The 14,474-nt window shown below is 54.8% G+C and carries 10 protein-coding genes; 6 read left to right on the plus strand and 4 right to left on the minus strand.

From position 1 onward, the window contains the following. The first annotated feature begins 73 nt into the window (after positions 1 to 73). Together IFT53_RS16300 and IFT53_RS16305 are read left to right on the plus strand one after the other, a co-directional pair. Positions 74 to 1,309, plus strand: a complete 1,236-nt coding sequence (locus IFT53_RS16300; protein WP_192066041.1) for a glycosyltransferase — start codon at positions 74 to 76, stop codon at positions 1,307 to 1,309. A gap of 129 nt (positions 1,310 to 1,438) precedes the next feature. Further along, entirely contained in the window at positions 1,439 to 2,737 is a 1,299-nt protein-coding gene (locus IFT53_RS16305) for an O-antigen polymerase (RefSeq protein ID WP_192066039.1), read from the plus strand. A gap of 2 nt (positions 2,738 to 2,739) precedes the next feature. On the opposite strand, the gene IFT53_RS16310 is transcribed toward IFT53_RS16305, so the two are convergent. From IFT53_RS16310 to IFT53_RS16325, 4 genes are all read right to left on the minus strand, one after another. Continuing rightward, positions 2,740 to 3,654: an ATP-grasp fold amidoligase family protein gene (locus IFT53_RS16310; RefSeq protein ID WP_192066038.1), complete on the minus strand. Its 915-nt coding sequence runs from the start codon at positions 3,652 to 3,654 to the stop codon at positions 2,740 to 2,742. Between the two features lie 49 nt (positions 3,655 to 3,703). After that, on the minus strand, positions 3,704 to 4,969 hold the full coding sequence (locus IFT53_RS16315) for a lipopolysaccharide biosynthesis protein (RefSeq protein ID WP_192066036.1): 1,266 nt from the start codon (positions 4,967 to 4,969) through the stop codon (positions 3,704 to 3,706). Between the two features lie 36 nt (positions 4,970 to 5,005). Next, positions 5,006 to 7,078 carry a GumC family protein gene (locus tag IFT53_RS16320; RefSeq protein WP_192066034.1) on the minus strand — a complete coding sequence of 691 codons (2,073 nt, stop codon included), beginning with the start codon at positions 7,076 to 7,078 and terminating at the stop codon, positions 5,006 to 5,008. Between the two features lie 319 nt (positions 7,079 to 7,397). Next, the gene (locus IFT53_RS16325) at positions 7,398 to 7,946 is read right to left on the minus strand and encodes a cupin domain-containing protein (protein ID WP_042616796.1); all 549 of its coding nucleotides are present in this window, start codon (positions 7,944 to 7,946) and stop codon (positions 7,398 to 7,400) included. A 145-nt stretch (positions 7,947 to 8,091) separates the two neighbouring features. On the opposite strand from IFT53_RS16325, the gene IFT53_RS16330 reads away from it, so the two are divergent. The 4 genes from IFT53_RS16330 (at position 8,092) to repC (ending at position 14,425) form a co-directional block, all read left to right on the plus strand. Next, the gene (locus tag IFT53_RS16330) at positions 8,092 to 9,426 is read left to right on the plus strand and encodes an aspartate aminotransferase family protein (protein WP_192066032.1); all 1,335 of its coding nucleotides are present in this window, start codon (positions 8,092 to 8,094) and stop codon (positions 9,424 to 9,426) included. A gap of 1,311 nt (positions 9,427 to 10,737) precedes the next feature. Beyond that, positions 10,738 to 11,952, plus strand: coding sequence for a plasmid partitioning protein RepA (repA, locus tag IFT53_RS16335; RefSeq protein ID WP_192066031.1), 1,215 nt, complete (start codon positions 10,738 to 10,740; stop codon positions 11,950 to 11,952). Next, the gene (gene repB / locus IFT53_RS16340) at positions 11,949 to 12,962 is read left to right on the plus strand and encodes a plasmid partitioning protein RepB (protein ID WP_192066029.1); all 1,014 of its coding nucleotides are present in this window, start codon (positions 11,949 to 11,951) and stop codon (positions 12,960 to 12,962) included. Before repA ends, repB begins: the two co-directional genes overlap by 4 nt. A 194-nt stretch (positions 12,963 to 13,156) precedes the next feature. Then, positions 13,157 to 14,425 carry a plasmid replication protein RepC gene (gene repC / locus IFT53_RS16345; RefSeq protein ID WP_192066027.1) on the plus strand — a complete coding sequence of 423 codons (1,269 nt, stop codon included), beginning with the start codon at positions 13,157 to 13,159 and terminating at the stop codon, positions 14,423 to 14,425. Positions 14,426 to 14,474: the final 49 nt, after the last annotated feature.

Genomic DNA, 14,474 nt, shown 5'->3' on the forward strand with positions numbered 1-14,474 from the left:
TATCTCAATCGTTGTGACCCATTACTGCCAATATGTCAGTAACCACGGGTATCGCGGCTAGAGGTCAGCGGATTTGAAAATCTGCATCGTATCGCAAATTTTTGCTCCACAAGAAGAGGGCGGCGCGGAAATCTCCGCGCGCCTTGGCGCGATGGAGCTTGGCCAGCGGCACGATGTCACCGTACTCGCCCTTGGCAAGGAAGGCGATGCCATCGCCCCGCCCGGTGAAGCCCGTCTGCAAGGCGGCATTCGTGTCGTTCGCCTGCCCTGGAACAACAGCTATCTGCCGATGCCGCGAAAATCATCCGCTGGCCTGCTGCACAAGGCAAGCTGGCATCTGCGCACCGCAATGGGCGCAATCTGTGCGGACCAACTGACGCAGTTCCTGATCAGCGAGAAATTCGATCTGATCTATGCGCAAAATTCGGCCTATATGCAGCCCGCCCTGTTTTATGCAGCGCAAAGGGCCAATGTGCCGATCTGTCTGCATCTGCGCGATTATGCCCTGCTCTGCCCCAGATCCAGCATGTTCAGAAACAGCGACAATTGCGAGCGCCCATGCTTTGATTGCTCGATCCTGAACCGGCGGATGCGCGAGATTACGGGCGAAAACATGACGGTGATTGCCGTCAGCGATGCCTTGCGCCAGAGCTTCATACGCAATGGCGTGCTTCTCAAGGCCACATGGCATGTGATGCACAACACCAACATGCCGGAAAACAGCTTTGACGCAACGCTGGTCGGGAGAGATCAACCGAACGCGCCGGATTTCACATTTGGCTATCTCGGTGCCCTTGCGGAAGAAAAAGGCGTGCATGATGTTATCAGCACATTCAAGTCTTTGCCCGGCAGAGACAAAGCGCGGCTTGTCATCGCCGGTCGAGGCCGTGAAAGCGATGTGGCGCGTCTCAAAAAACTGGCGCAGGGCGCGCCGATCGAATTCAAGGGGTTCGTGCGGCCTGAAGATGTCTACCGCGTTGCCGACGCCATGATCGTTCCATCCCGCTGGCATGAACCGCAAAGCCGCATCCTGGTCGAAGCTGCTGTCTATGGTATCCCCGTCATCGGCACCATGCGTGGCGGCACCACCGAAATCATCCGCGACCATCAGACCGGCTGGAGTTATGATCCGGACAAGCCCGATGCCTTGGCTGGACTCATGTCAAAGGCACTCGAACTCGGACAGACCCAATGGTGGGGAAAAAGAAACGAGCATTTTGAGGGGCTTGCCGGGTTCAAAGGCACAGCCGAAAAATCCGGTTATTACGCACGTCTGGAAACTGTCCTGACGGCCGCTGCCGGTCGCTGACATACGGCCCCTCACTCCTTTGTCCCGCCGCGTCGAACATAGCTAACAGGTTCTTAACTGGTTTCTGCGACGCTCATTCCACCGGTTTCTTGCCGCATCCTGCACCATGCGTGGGCTAAAAGGTTTGATATGTCCCATCTCGCTTGGCTGATTTTCATTTTGGGCTGGCTGATTTTCACGCTCTATTATGTCAGCTCGTTCTTCAAATGGGGTGTGCTGACATTCTCATCCTATTTCTGGATTCGCTATAACGTCCTGCCCATTCTGGTCATGTCGCCCTTCGCGTCTTCGGACCAAAACATGGAAGCGGTAGGCAATTCGATCTACATCATCCGCGATTATATCAACGAAGCCTTCTACCTCTCTGTTCTCGGCGTCGTCTTTGTGCTGGTCGGCATGGGGCTCGCGACCTTCAGCTCGGGAAAAAGCGCGATGTTCACCTTCGTGGAGAAGGGCTACGCCTTCTGGCAAACAAAGCCGGGGGTCTGGATTTCGCTCGTGGTCATCATTTTTGCCACCATGGGCCTGATCGCGCTGGGTGTCAGACCCTTTGAAGGACGGCAGTTTTCGTTTGAAAACACGTCGCTGCGCCCTGCGATCAATCTTTATTCCGTCATCCTGCCAACGATAACGCTCAGTCTTCTGGTCTACGGTTTCGGCCACAACAGATTTTTTGTGTTCGCAGGATTGATGTGCAGCGGCCTCGGCCTGATGATTGGCACACGCGGCGCCAGCATTGAGACGCTATTTATCTTCGTGGTCTGCCTCATCATTGCCTATCGCTACAAAAACCTTGCCGCCTTCACCCTTTCCATCGCAGGCTTCGTAACGGTCGCCATCGTCATCGGAATTCTACGATCCACCGCCGATGGTGATAACAGCGTCGATATTCTGCAAACCGTTTCCTTCCAGATCTTCTTCGGCAACAACTTCTCCGACTTCCGCGATTATGCCTGGATTCTGAGCGGCTTTGACGGGCGTTTCTACAATGGCATGACCTATCTCGCAGGCTATATGGCGCTGGTGCCATCCTTCATCAGCGAGTTTCGAAACGATTTCCGCATGGGCATCATCACCAGCACATTGGCGGGGCTTGATCCGCAGTTTCACGCTGGCCTTCGCCCGACTCTGTTTGGGGAAGCCTATCTCAACTTTGGCATATCAGGCGTCGTTTTCATCGCGACCCTGTTCGGCTTTTACTTCGGCAAGCTGCAAATGTGGGTCCACGACAATTTGCAGCCCAACCGTTTAGGGCTACGCAAAGTGGCCTGCGGCTATATTGCCTTCCTGTTTCTGTTCAACGCGGTGTTCACACCCGGATTTTACTATGTCTACGTCGTCGTCGCATGGCTGACGGGCGGCATCGTGATGTCATACCTTCTCGCTGCACCACTGCCGTGGAAGAAACCAGCGGCCGCCAAAAGCTAAGCTCACTCCGCGCCGGTGCGAAAGCGCCCTTCCGGCTGGTCTTTCCAGAATGTCCCCAGCCACACATCAGTGGATGGTGGCCTGAAAGCGCCGAAACCGGATGTGGGGCTAAACGTCATCTCGCCAAACAACGGGCCGGACGGTTTGTCGTAGAAATCAATCCGAACGAATTCGAACCCCTGCGCCAGCGTTCTGGCCGCAGCAAGAATCCGATCCAGATGGGGTGGACGCGGCAGTTCCTCGGTTTCCAGCGGATAATAATGTCCGAAATCGAGCTTCTTCCAATGCTCGTCATAAAAGCAGCGACGGTGATCGGTGAAGCGTGCGGTATCGATCTGAATGCAGGGAATGTCGTTTTCGAAGCAGAACAGTTTGTAATCCACCGGCGCCTGCCCATCATCGCCAATAAAGGGTTCGATGAAGATTTCAGGGTCTATGTGGTTGTACCATTCTTCCGCCAAGCGCCAGGCGGTGCGCCCGGCAAGCCAGATATCGCATTGTTCTTTCGCGCCGATCAGATCGTCAGGCCCATAGACGAAAATGTTGCGATCCGAGCCATGATTGACCTTTATGACATAGGGAAATGGCAGCGGCGGGCAATCATTGAGGTCTTTTCCACGCCAGAGCGTGGGCGTAACCCATTCCTGCCCCAGCACCCTTGCCACATGATCTTTCACGGCAATCTTGTCGCTCAGCATAATGAGGCGCGGGTCTGAGTGCGGACCGGTCCATGCAATCTTGCGCGCGGCGAGATGTTCATTCAGCGTCTTGGGATTATCGAGATTGGCCCAGAGCTTATGGTAGCGATAATATTGCAGCTGCGTCGCCTGCTTGATGGGCAAGCTGTGAATAGCTGCATGGTAAAGCTTCTTAAAAATGCGGCGTCCCAGAGAATGTTGGGGCTGATCGGATGCCATCAGTTCAATCGCCTTCCTGCTGAAAATGAGTCGTCGGAAATGTCTGTCTTTATGATCTCGAAGCGCGCCAGAGCAACGAGCTGGATATGGACGCGGTGACCAGCGCCGTGAAAAATGCGGAAAGGCCAGCGCCGATGAAGCCAAAGGTGCTGATCAGGAGGAAACTCATGCCGATCGACAGGAGCACACTGGAGAGATTGACGAAGGCATAATGGCCGTCCTTGCGCAAACTGTTCAGGCCAAGACCCATCAGGTCGGTGCAGGAGCGAACGACAGCGGTTAAAAGCAACAGCGCAAACATGCCCTGATGCTCGCCCAGTTCCGGCATGTTCATGAGATGGACGAGAATGTTGCCGCTGACGAAAATGGCAATGCCCAATCCAAAAGCCACAGCGGCCGTCTTGGTGAACTGCCAGATCATCACCGAGCGCCATTCCTTCATGGAGCCGGTATTGTAAGCCTTGAACAAGGCAGGGATGGCAACCTGCAGCACCGCAGTTGAAATCAGCGTCTGCAGGGCATTGGCCAGAGACCAGTAGAATGTGTAGACGCCCGTCAGCGAAAGCGAGAGCAGAAGCGAGACGATATAGCGGTCGGCATAGACAAGTCCGACATTGCTGATGTCGCTGATATAGATCAGCCATGCCTTGCGCATGCGCTTTCTAACCCAGCGCAACCGCATGCGTGAGCGGTAAATACGCCGGAATGGCCATTGTCTCAGAAAGGCGGCGAGGCCGATAAACATCACGATGTAACCCAGGCTCCACGCGACCATGATGGTCTCGATGTTGCGGAAGCCCTCAAACAGAAATCCGAGACCGATAACCGGCAATATCCACGATGACGTTCGCAGGAAAAACAGCACATTCGCCTGGCTGGACATTTCCTGTGCAATGAGTGGCACATGGATATCGCAGGAGATCGTCTCCAGCCAGACGACGAGAAGAATGAGAAAATAAAGCGGTACGACCGCGTGGCCCATGAAAGACGCAACCAGAAGGGCAATCGCCGTCATCGCCGCAAGCGAGGACACCGTCACCAGCAGACGCGTCTTCATGTACACGCCAGCGATACCGGATGTTTTGCCGCTCACATCGCGTGCGATGAAATAGTTCAGGCCCCAGCCGAGAGCAGCCGGTGCCGCATTCACAACCCCCAGCGCCAGCCCGTAAATACCAGCGGCCTCAAGGCCCATGAATTTGACGATATAGAAGGAAAGCGCAAAACGCAGGACAAGCGTGGAGCCACGAAGCCCCATATTGAAGATAACGTTGAGCCCACCGATGGAGCGACCTTGTAGAAAAGGGATGCGCATGGCTGTCCTGTTGTTGTTTTCAGCCAAAATCAGCCCTCAATATTGCAGGCCCGAACGCGTCATCCGAACGACCTTGATATTGTCCACGCCGCGCTCTTCCAAACTCACAAGCGCAATCACGACGCTGCCGGCATCGTCTTCATGCTGCATGAGGAAGACTTCATCGACGTCAGAACGGGTCGGGACATCAAGCTGGGATTTTGTCGCCACACCGCCATCGATGACGATAAGATCAAAAGCAGCACCTTCATCATCCACCACAGCCTTCGGCGTATCCCCCGCATTCAACCCACCCGCAGGTGAAAAACGCAAAAGCGGCAGTGTTTCCACATGGTAGAAGTCTGACGACGCCGCAGTGTCGTTGTCCCTGTCTGGCAAAAGCATGGCTGTTGTCAGCGGATCATAGGTCGCTGCATCCAACAGAAGAACGCGCTGCCCGAGCCGCGAAACCTCAGCCGCCAGATTGAAAGCACTGTAAGGCGACCGATTCTTTGGACCCGTCGATACCACCAGTATCGTATGTTTGCCCGCAGGCGTCAGGCCAGTTGATACGAAACGCGCGAGGTCATCAAACCCCTCATCGTCAGCAGCGCTCAGCGCCTCAACTTCCTGCTGGCGCACCATGCGCCGTGACCGCTTGGGCGTTGCGGCTGCGGCAACAGGTTTTTCCGTTGCTGCTGGCAGCAAGGCTGTCTCTGGCGGTGCAGTCTCTTTGCTTGAGCCAAGCGCATTTGCCGGTGTCCGGACCATGCGCAGCTCGCGCGGCTGGCCACGAAATTGATCGCGCAAAATGAGAATACCTGCGCCCAGGATCAGACCAAAAATACCACCACCCGCAAGCATAAGGGTGCGCGGAGGCCCGGCCTTGCGCAAAGGTGGCTCCGCACTGGAAATGATCTGCGGGTTTTCGTTTGAGGTGCCCTGCTGTTCCGAAAGCTGCTTGGTCCGCAACAGGAACGCTTCATACACCGCCCGGTCGCTTTCCAGCTTTCGCTGCAATTCGCGCAGACGCACCATGGTCTGCTCGTCACTGTTCAGGTTGGTCTTCAGCGCATCGGCGTTCGATGTGGAAAGCGCCAACTGGTTCTTCAACCGCGCCAGATTGCTCGACGTCGCCGTAGCAAAATTGCGCAATTGCTCGTCAAGGATATTGGCAAGCGATTGTGTGCGGGCACGGGCCGCCTGCAAGGCCGGATGCTGGGCGCCGAGCGACGTTGCCTGAACCGCCTCCTCTTCACGGCTTTCCTGATAGCGCGCGCGCAACGAAATGATCGCAGGCGTCAAAGACGTGTCGGGAATGGAGCGCAAATATTGGCGGTCGTTTCTGGCGCGCGTGAGTTCAGCAACCAGAGCCTCGTTTTCAGACACGGATGCCTGTAGCCGTGATATTTCCGTATTGGCGTCAGCAATGCGTTGCTCGACATCGGGGCGGCCCTGAATATCGGCCAGATTGTGCTCTGCCCTGTAGGCCTGAACGGCGCGGTCGCCATCTTCCACGGCGGTGCGAAGCTGATCCAACTGCGCCGACAATCCGCCGCCGGTGCGCTTGAGCACATCGCTGTTCATCTCCATCCGCACCTGGGAATAGGTGGACGCGATGAGGTTTGCCAGATCGGCCGCCCGCTGCGGGCTCTCAGACTTCACGGAGACATTAACAATGAAGCTTTTTCCGACGGCAGATACGGAGGTCACCTTGCGCAACGTATCAAGCGCCATGTTCCTGCGGCTGACCTCGTCAGGATAACGGGGGGCGGCAGCGCCAAAGTCCGGATCGTCGTAAAGCTTCTCACTGTCTACGATGCGCGACAGGACCTGTGCCGACGTAATAATATATTGCTGGTTGAGGACGTGGGAATCGACAGCCCTTGGCTGGCCCGGCAGGTCACTTTCCAGAACGCGAGAGCCTTCCGGGTCAAGCAGGATCTGCGATGTGGCGACATAGTAGTTCGGGATCAGCAGCGACGCGCCAAAGGCAAGTGCCGCGCACAGGATGCCGATCAGCAGGATAAAGAAGGCATTTCGCCACAGCAAGGCGGCAAGGCGGAGCAAATTATTGGGCTCACCTGCCTGCTCCCGATATTGCGGCTCATAGGACGTGGTCTCGTTCATCGCCATTTCGTTTTACGATTCCATGTTCTTGCTGCCTGTCTTTTGGCCGTTTCCTGACATCGTCATGCTCTCGAACGTTCAATCGCTGCGTTGCGCTCGGCATAACAGCTGTTCCAAATTGGACCATCCGTTAAACTAGGGCCGACCCGTTAATATACCGTATTGCGAAGAACATCATGTGAAACACACGCAGGATGGACATAAGATAACGTGCTACATCCGGCAATTTTTGGCGCGATTTTGCCGCCGTCATCAATGAGAAGCGGTGCGCCGCAACTCGGCGGCAATGAACGGTCATTTCATTACCCGGCTACCGATATCAGAAACTCGGCGGTGTGCAGGCACTGATCACTTCACACGGCACCGGTCCGACACACCTGAAGGAATGGGGTCTGCGGCTTTCGAAATAATATGCGTCACCGGGACCGAGGATTCGCCGCTCGTCATCAATGGTCACTTCCAGCCGCCCAGACAACACGATACCGCCCTCCTCTCCCTCATGCACCAGCGGCACCCGCCCCGTCCCGGCGCCAGGCTGATAGCACTCTTTCAAGATTTGAAGGCTTCGGCCAAACAGGTTATCTCCGATCTGGCGGTAGGAAATCGGCCCCTTGCCAATCTCGACCAGTTCTTCCGCAGCATAAAAAGCCTTGCTGGGTTTGCCGGGCTCAAACGCGAAGAACTCGGCAAGACCTATGGGGATGCCATCCAATATGCGCTTCAATGCTCCAACCGACGGATTGGTCGAATTCGATTCAATCAGGGAAATTGTTGAGTTGGTGACACCGGCCCGCTTGGCCAGTTCCCTCTGCGACATCTTGTGAAGAGAGCGCAAGTGCCTCAACCTGTTGCCAATATCCACAACCATCTCGGATCTTTCATTGCATGTGTTCGATATATCGCAACTCTTCGCATCACCTGCCATAAAAATCAATGGTTTAAGACATGCAAGAAAAGGACTTGTTCTGATATGCGAAGTTCTGGAATGTGGTGCTTTCAACATGGGGACCCCAATGGAAGACCACAGCAAATCCAACGCGCCTGACCTCTCCAATTTCTGGATGCCGTTCACGGCAAACCGTCAGTTCAAAGCCGCGCCGCGCCTTCTCGCCAGTGCCGAAGGCATGTATTACACCGATATTGACGGGAAGAAAATTCTGGATGGAACGGCCGGCCTCTGGTGCGTCAATGCCGGTCATGGCCGCCGACGCATTAGCCAGGCGGTTGAGCGACAGCTCGCGACTCTGGATTTCGCACCAACATTCCAGATGGGTCATCCGATTGCGTTTGAATTTGCCGAGAAGCTTGCCGCCATGGGCCCCGGTGGCCCAGACGCTCAGCTTGATCGGATTTTCTTCACCGGTTCAGGATCGGAATCCGTCGATACCGCGCTCAAAATCGCAATTGCCTATCAGCGCGCAATTGGGCAGGGAACGCGCAGCCGGATCATCGGGCGTGAAAAAGGCTATCACGGCGTTGGTTTTGGCGGCATTTCCGTTGGCGGCCTCGTCAACAACCGCCGCGTCTTCCCGCAAATCCCAGCGGACCATATGCGCCACACGCTGGATCTGGATCGAAATGCCTTCTCCAAGGGTCTTCCGGCGCATGGCATTGAACTGGCTGAAGACCTTGAGCGTCTTGTGGCCTTGCACGGCGCAGAAACCATTGCGGCCGTCATCGTCGAACCCCTGTCCGGTTCAGCTGGCGTCGTCCTTCCACCAGAGGGATATCTTCAGCGGTTGCGCGCTATTGCCGATAAGCACGGCATCCTTCTGATCTTCGATGAAGTCATCACCGGCTTCGGTCGCCTCGGCAAACCTTTTGCAACGGATTATTTCGGCGTTGTTCCCGATCTCGTCTGCACCGCGAAAGGCATCACCAACGGCGCAATTCCGATGGGCGCCGTTTTTGCCAAGCGTGCGGTTTACGAAGGCCTGATGCACGGCCCTGAAAACCAGATCGAGCTTTTCCACGGCTACACCTATTCCGGCCATCCAGTGGCCTGCGCCGCCGGCATCGCCACTCTGGAAATCTATCAGGACGAAGACCTTCTGACCCGAGCAGCATCTCTTGCCACAACATGGCAGGATGCTCTTCACTCGCTGAAGGGCGCGCCACACGTGGTCGACGTTCGCAATCTTGGCCTCGTCGGCGCCATCGAACTCGCTAGCCGCGACGGTGCGCCTGGAACCCGGGCTTATGATGTCTTCGTGGAGTGCCTGAAGAGAGGCCTGCTCGTGCGCGTCACCGGCGACATCATCGCACTCTCTCCTCCACTCATTATCGAAGAGAGCCAAATCGACGATATCGTTTCGATCATCACTGACGTCATCCACCACACCGCCTGATGTTTGAATACTCCAGAGCGGCCAACCCGGTCGCTCTGGAACCCGGCCTTAGCCAACAGCGCCACCGGGCCGGACACCCCTCTGCGCCTCAAGCGGGCCGCACAAAGAATCGACCCCGCATTCATCGCGCTCAGCAAAGCGTTCAGCGCCGTCAGCGCAATCCCAAGAAAACCGAGCGCAGACCTCACCTCCCTGGCTCTCCACACGCCAACGCATCAAGACCTCGCCACCTACGGCGTAAGCGCCCTTTTTCTGCGGGCCAATATCGCGCCAATAACGTTTGTGGGTAACGCGTGAGGTGCGGTAGGCGAGTGCGGCGCGTCCGCCGCTAGAACAACCGAAATATGCAGCAGTTAGACTTAAAACGCGCTGAACCTAGAGACCTGATTTCGCTTGTAAAAATCACCCATAGCAAAGCTAATCGCCATTTTGCTTTCGATACTTCGTATGGCAATTTATGAGGTTTTATTATTGATGCGTCGCAGGCGTCACCGGCTAAATTCGCATATTGCTTTGCATCTACGGCGTGCCGCTTCAGAGCTAGCACCCCATTCATTTCGCAATACACACCTCCTGTCAAGCGGTCTTCTGCAAACATCTTTGCATGCCCGAAGGGCCAATGAGGCGCCGATGCAAACGCATAAGCAGACCCAAACTTCACCAACTCGGGCCCGCCATATCCTAATTGAGCTATGAGAAGAAACTGCTCTGCCAATTGAGTGCAGCATTATGGGGATGGACCGACTCTAGTAATGAGGGCGATAGGATCCGCATGACTAAGCTGTATTCAAAGTACGTTGAACAGAACGCGATACGGATTGAGTGAAGCCAGACGCCTTCATTGATCGCACGTCCGGGAGGATTGTGTCTATGTCGCTACCCGAAAAAGCTCTGCGTGAGGAGATGTCTGGTAGCTTGCAGCAGGCGCCGCTCTTCGATCGGACATTCCAATGTTGCCTCCACCAAAATTCTGCGATCCCGTCGAGACCAGAGATGATTCAAAAGTTAGCCGCGGCAAACTGGTGATGTCAGACGTCAATCGGAAGAACGCAACTCGTAGCCCACTTGGCTCACTAAGGATCGGTTAGCCGCGGCTAACCAACTAACAACGGAGAGGGGCGGCGATCGATGAATCCCTGAACTCTCCAATTTCAAAGGAAAAACCGTCGTTAGTCGGCTGAAAAGATTCATGTTTAGTCGTTCCGAATGCCTATTGCGCGAAAAAGAGAATCGGCGCTTATATCTCAGTTGCGGAAAAAACCGATTTCAGCGGAAAAAAACGCAACTGATCTAGCAAGTGGAAAAAGCCGAATGACTCAAATTGCCGACATGACATCTGCTGAGAAAGCGCCCGATCTGACGGCCCTTATCCTTCAGCATTCGGCCGCGCTGTCGGCACAGCTGCAAGCGCACAACGCAAACACCTTCGCACCACTTGCAGAAAAAAGCATGCGAAATTTCTCGCCATCAGAAACGGCCAAGCTCATTGGCATTGGCGAAGCCTATCTTCGCCAGATCGCCGCCGAGCAGCCGGAGTTGAGCGCCTCGCAAAGCGGAGGGCGCCGCAGCTACTCTGTCGAAGATATTCATGAGATCCGAAAGTTTCTCGATCAGGGTGCCCGAGGCACGCGCCGGTACCTGCCTCATCGTCGCGAAGGCGAAGACCTTCAGGTTATCGCCGTGATGAATTTCAAAGGTGGATCCGGCAAGACGACCACGTCTGCCCACCTTGCACAATATCTCGCATTGCGCGGCTACCGCGTGCTCGCCATCGATCTCGATCCTCAGGCCAGTCTCTCGGCTCTGTTCGGCCATCAGCCCGAACTCGATGTCGGCCCCAACGAAACGCTTTATGGAGCGATCCGCTACGACGGCGAACAACGCCCAATCGCAGAAATTGTTCGTGGCACCTATATTCCTGACCTCCATATCATTCCGGGCAATCTTGAACTGATGGAGTTCGAGCATGATACGCCACGCGCCTTGATGCGGCGTGCACCCGGCGACACATTGTTTTTTGCCAGAATCGGTCAGGCCATTGCGCAGGCGCAGAATTTCTATGATGTCGTCGTCATCGATTGCCCGCCACAGCTCGGCTACCTCACTCTGTCGGCGCTGACTGCCGCCACATCTGTTCTCGTCACCGTCCACCCACAAATGCTGGATGTGATGTCCATGAACCAGTTCCTCGCCATGACAGGCGATCTTCTGGCAGAAATCGGAAGAGCAGGCGCCCGTTCGGATTATCACTGGATGCGTTATCTCGTCACTCGTTTTGAGCCCAGCGACGGCCCACAAAACCAGATGGTCGCTTTCCTACGTTCGATCTTCGGGGAGCATGTGCTCAATCATCCAATGTTGAAGACGACAGCGGTGTCGGATGCGGGTCTAACCAATCAGACACTCTTCGAAGTAGAGCGGACGCAGTTTACCCGGTCGACCTATGATCGGGCACTGGAATCCATGACGAACGTCAACGGCGAAATAGAAGCCTTGATCAAGAAGGCCTGGGGTAGAACAGCATGAGCAGGAAAGAAATCTTTGCAAATCTCGGTGGCAAGAGCACGGAGGCGTCTGACGGTTCGCCAGAGCGTGCGCGTCCTCGTATCCGCCCCATTCTTGGCTCTCCAGAACTCGTCACCGATGTGATCAACTCGCCAGTTGGCATGATCGGTCAGTCGCTCAACGAAGTGTCTGAACGTTCCAAGCGCGCTGAAGAGATTGAGCGCAAGCTGGCTGAGGGCCTCACTATTGTTTCGCTGGATGCGAAGGACATTGATCCGTCCTTCATTCCGGATCGCATGCCATCTTCTCTGGAGGCCGATGCCGGTCTGATAGAGGCGATCAGAGAGCAGGGCCAGCAGGTACCTATCCTTGTGCGCCCTCACCCTGAACATCCCGGTCGCTATCAGGTAGCATTCGGTCACCGCCGTCTGCGCGCCATAGCTGAGATCGGCATTCCCGTTCGTGCGGTTGTCCGTAACCTCACCGATGAGCAGCTCGTCGTTGCTCAGGGCCAAGAAAATAACGAACGCCGTGACCTGAGCTATATCGAAAAGGCACGGTTTGCACAGAAGCTGCAAATGCGGTTTTCGCGTGAGACGATCATGGCAGCGATGTCCCTCTACAAGGGCGACCTGTCGAATATGCTTTCGGTTGTCGGTCGTATTCCAGATGATATCGTCGATGCCATTGGCCCTGCCCCCGGTGTCGGCCGTCGTAACTGGATGGATCTTGCCGAGCAGCTATCGTCTTCCAAGGTGAATGACGCAGCACGCGCCTATCTCAATGATGAGGGCGTTGCTAACCTTCCATCGGAAGAGCGCTTCAAGTCCATTCTAGAATTTCTGAAGCCGAAACCAGAGCCAAAGAAGACCGGTGTGCTTTCGAGCATGACTGGCCAGAAGCTGGCGAAAATCGTCGAGACTGACCAGAGAGTCGATATCTCCATCGACCGCAGGCAGGCACCGGAATTCGCAGACTTCGTTCTCGAACATCTGCAAGCGTTGTTTGAAGAGCACCGCACCAAGCAGTAATCCAACACTTATCCATCAACCCCGAACAGGAGCAGCAGGCCAAAAAGAAAAAAGCCCCCGAACGTTGCCGCACGGAAGCCTTTCTTTGATCTAAGCACCCAAAGAATCTCATTTCCGCGAATCATAGTCAAGAGTCTTGGCATCGATATTTCTTCGGTGAGCGATTTTCTTTTGCCTTTTTGAAGGTGAAAGACATGAATAGAGATATTGTAACGACGTCTTTCGGGCGGCGAAGGGGATCCCTTGGCCATCTGGCAAGTCAGTTCGCATCCAGAACAGTTAATCCGAATCATAGCATCGATAAGTGGAAGCTTTTTCGCGCCATTTGCGAAGCACGTCCCATGCTGGGTATAACGGATCGGTCCTTGGCTGTGCTCAATGCACTCATCAGTTTCTATCCAAAGGCGGAGCTTTGCGAGGAAAACGGTCTCGTCGTCTTTCCATCGAACCAGCAGCTTTCACTACGCGCCCATGGTATGCCGGAACAGACGTTGCGTCGCCACCTCGCAACACTCATCGATGCCGGTCTGATCCTGCGTAAGGACAGTCCCAACGGAAAACGCTATGCGCGAAAAGACCGTTCCGGAACTATCAGCGACGCCTACGGTTTTTCTCTCGCACCCTTGATCAATCGCGCAGATGAAATCCAGACGATTGCCACACATGTCATCGAAGAGCGTTTGTACCTGCAAAGCCTGCGCGACAAAATCAGCATCTGCCGTCGCGATATCATTAGATTTTCCGAAATCGCCGTCGAAGAACAAGCCGCGGGTAACTGGGAACAGGTGCAGCAACGATATCTGGCGCTAAAATCGACCTTGAACAGGAAGTCTACAGCGACACATTTGACGCTCGTACTCGATACATTGACCGAAATGCGCCAGGAAATGGCTAACTGGTTGGAAAATCACATAGAAAACAAAAAAATAAGCGCCAATGCCTATCAAAATGAGCGGCTTATACATAGTTCAGAATCCGAATCTCTATTTGAAACGGCAGCTGTTGATGACACAGGCCATAAGCAACCAACACCACCTGCAGAACCGAAAGCATCTGAGAACGTTGGACAGAAACCTTGCGGAGAAAGAACGACCGGAAAGGCAATGTCGGAGGGTTTTGATCTGCAAACCGTTATCAAAGCATGCCCAGAGATCGCACTGTATGGACCAAACGGCGCTGTTAGGAGCTGGCACGAGATGAAACAGGCAACGAGCGTTGTCAGAACCATGCTGTCCATCAGCCAATCTGCCTATGATGAAGCGGAAAAGGCGATGGGAATACCTGTTGCGACAACAATCATAGCGTGCATACTTGAGAAATCGGCAACCATCCAATCTCCGGGCGGTTACCTGCGAAACTTGACTGAAAAAGCTCTTTCGAAGCAGTTCTCGATTAAACCGATGCTGATGGCACTGTTGCGAGCCCGCCTCTCGCCTGCACGCTCGCAATACGCAATGTCATAAGCGCTAAGCCTCTAGAATAAAACTTGACTCAGGTATGAAAGATTTTTAT

Source organism: Rhizobium sp. CFBP 13644 (assembly GCF_014842165.1).
Taxonomy (GTDB): domain Bacteria; phylum Pseudomonadota; class Alphaproteobacteria; order Rhizobiales; family Rhizobiaceae; genus Agrobacterium; species Agrobacterium tumefaciens_C.

Coding starts and splice junctions, on each gene's coding strand:
- IFT53_RS16305 (WP_192066039.1), top strand. CDS start 1,439: ATGTCCCATCTCGCTTGGCTGATTTTCATTTTGGGCTGGCTGATTTTC.
- IFT53_RS16320 (WP_192066034.1), bottom strand. CDS start 7,078: ATGAACGAGACCACGTCCTATGAGCCGCAATATCGGGAGCAGGCAGGT.
- IFT53_RS16325 (WP_042616796.1), bottom strand. CDS start 7,946: ATGGTTGTGGATATTGGCAACAGGTTGAGGCACTTGCGCTCTCTTCAC.
- IFT53_RS16315 (WP_192066036.1), bottom strand. CDS start 4,969: ATGCGCATCCCTTTTCTACAAGGTCGCTCCATCGGTGGGCTCAACGTT.
- IFT53_RS16330 (WP_192066032.1), top strand. CDS start 8,092: ATGGAAGACCACAGCAAATCCAACGCGCCTGACCTCTCCAATTTCTGG.
- IFT53_RS16310 (WP_192066038.1), bottom strand. CDS start 3,654: ATGGCATCCGATCAGCCCCAACATTCTCTGGGACGCCGCATTTTTAAG.
- repB (WP_192066029.1), top strand. CDS start 11,949: ATGAGCAGGAAAGAAATCTTTGCAAATCTCGGTGGCAAGAGCACGGAG.
- repA (WP_192066031.1), top strand. CDS start 10,738: ATGACTCAAATTGCCGACATGACATCTGCTGAGAAAGCGCCCGATCTG.
- repC (WP_192066027.1), top strand. CDS start 13,157: ATGAATAGAGATATTGTAACGACGTCTTTCGGGCGGCGAAGGGGATCC.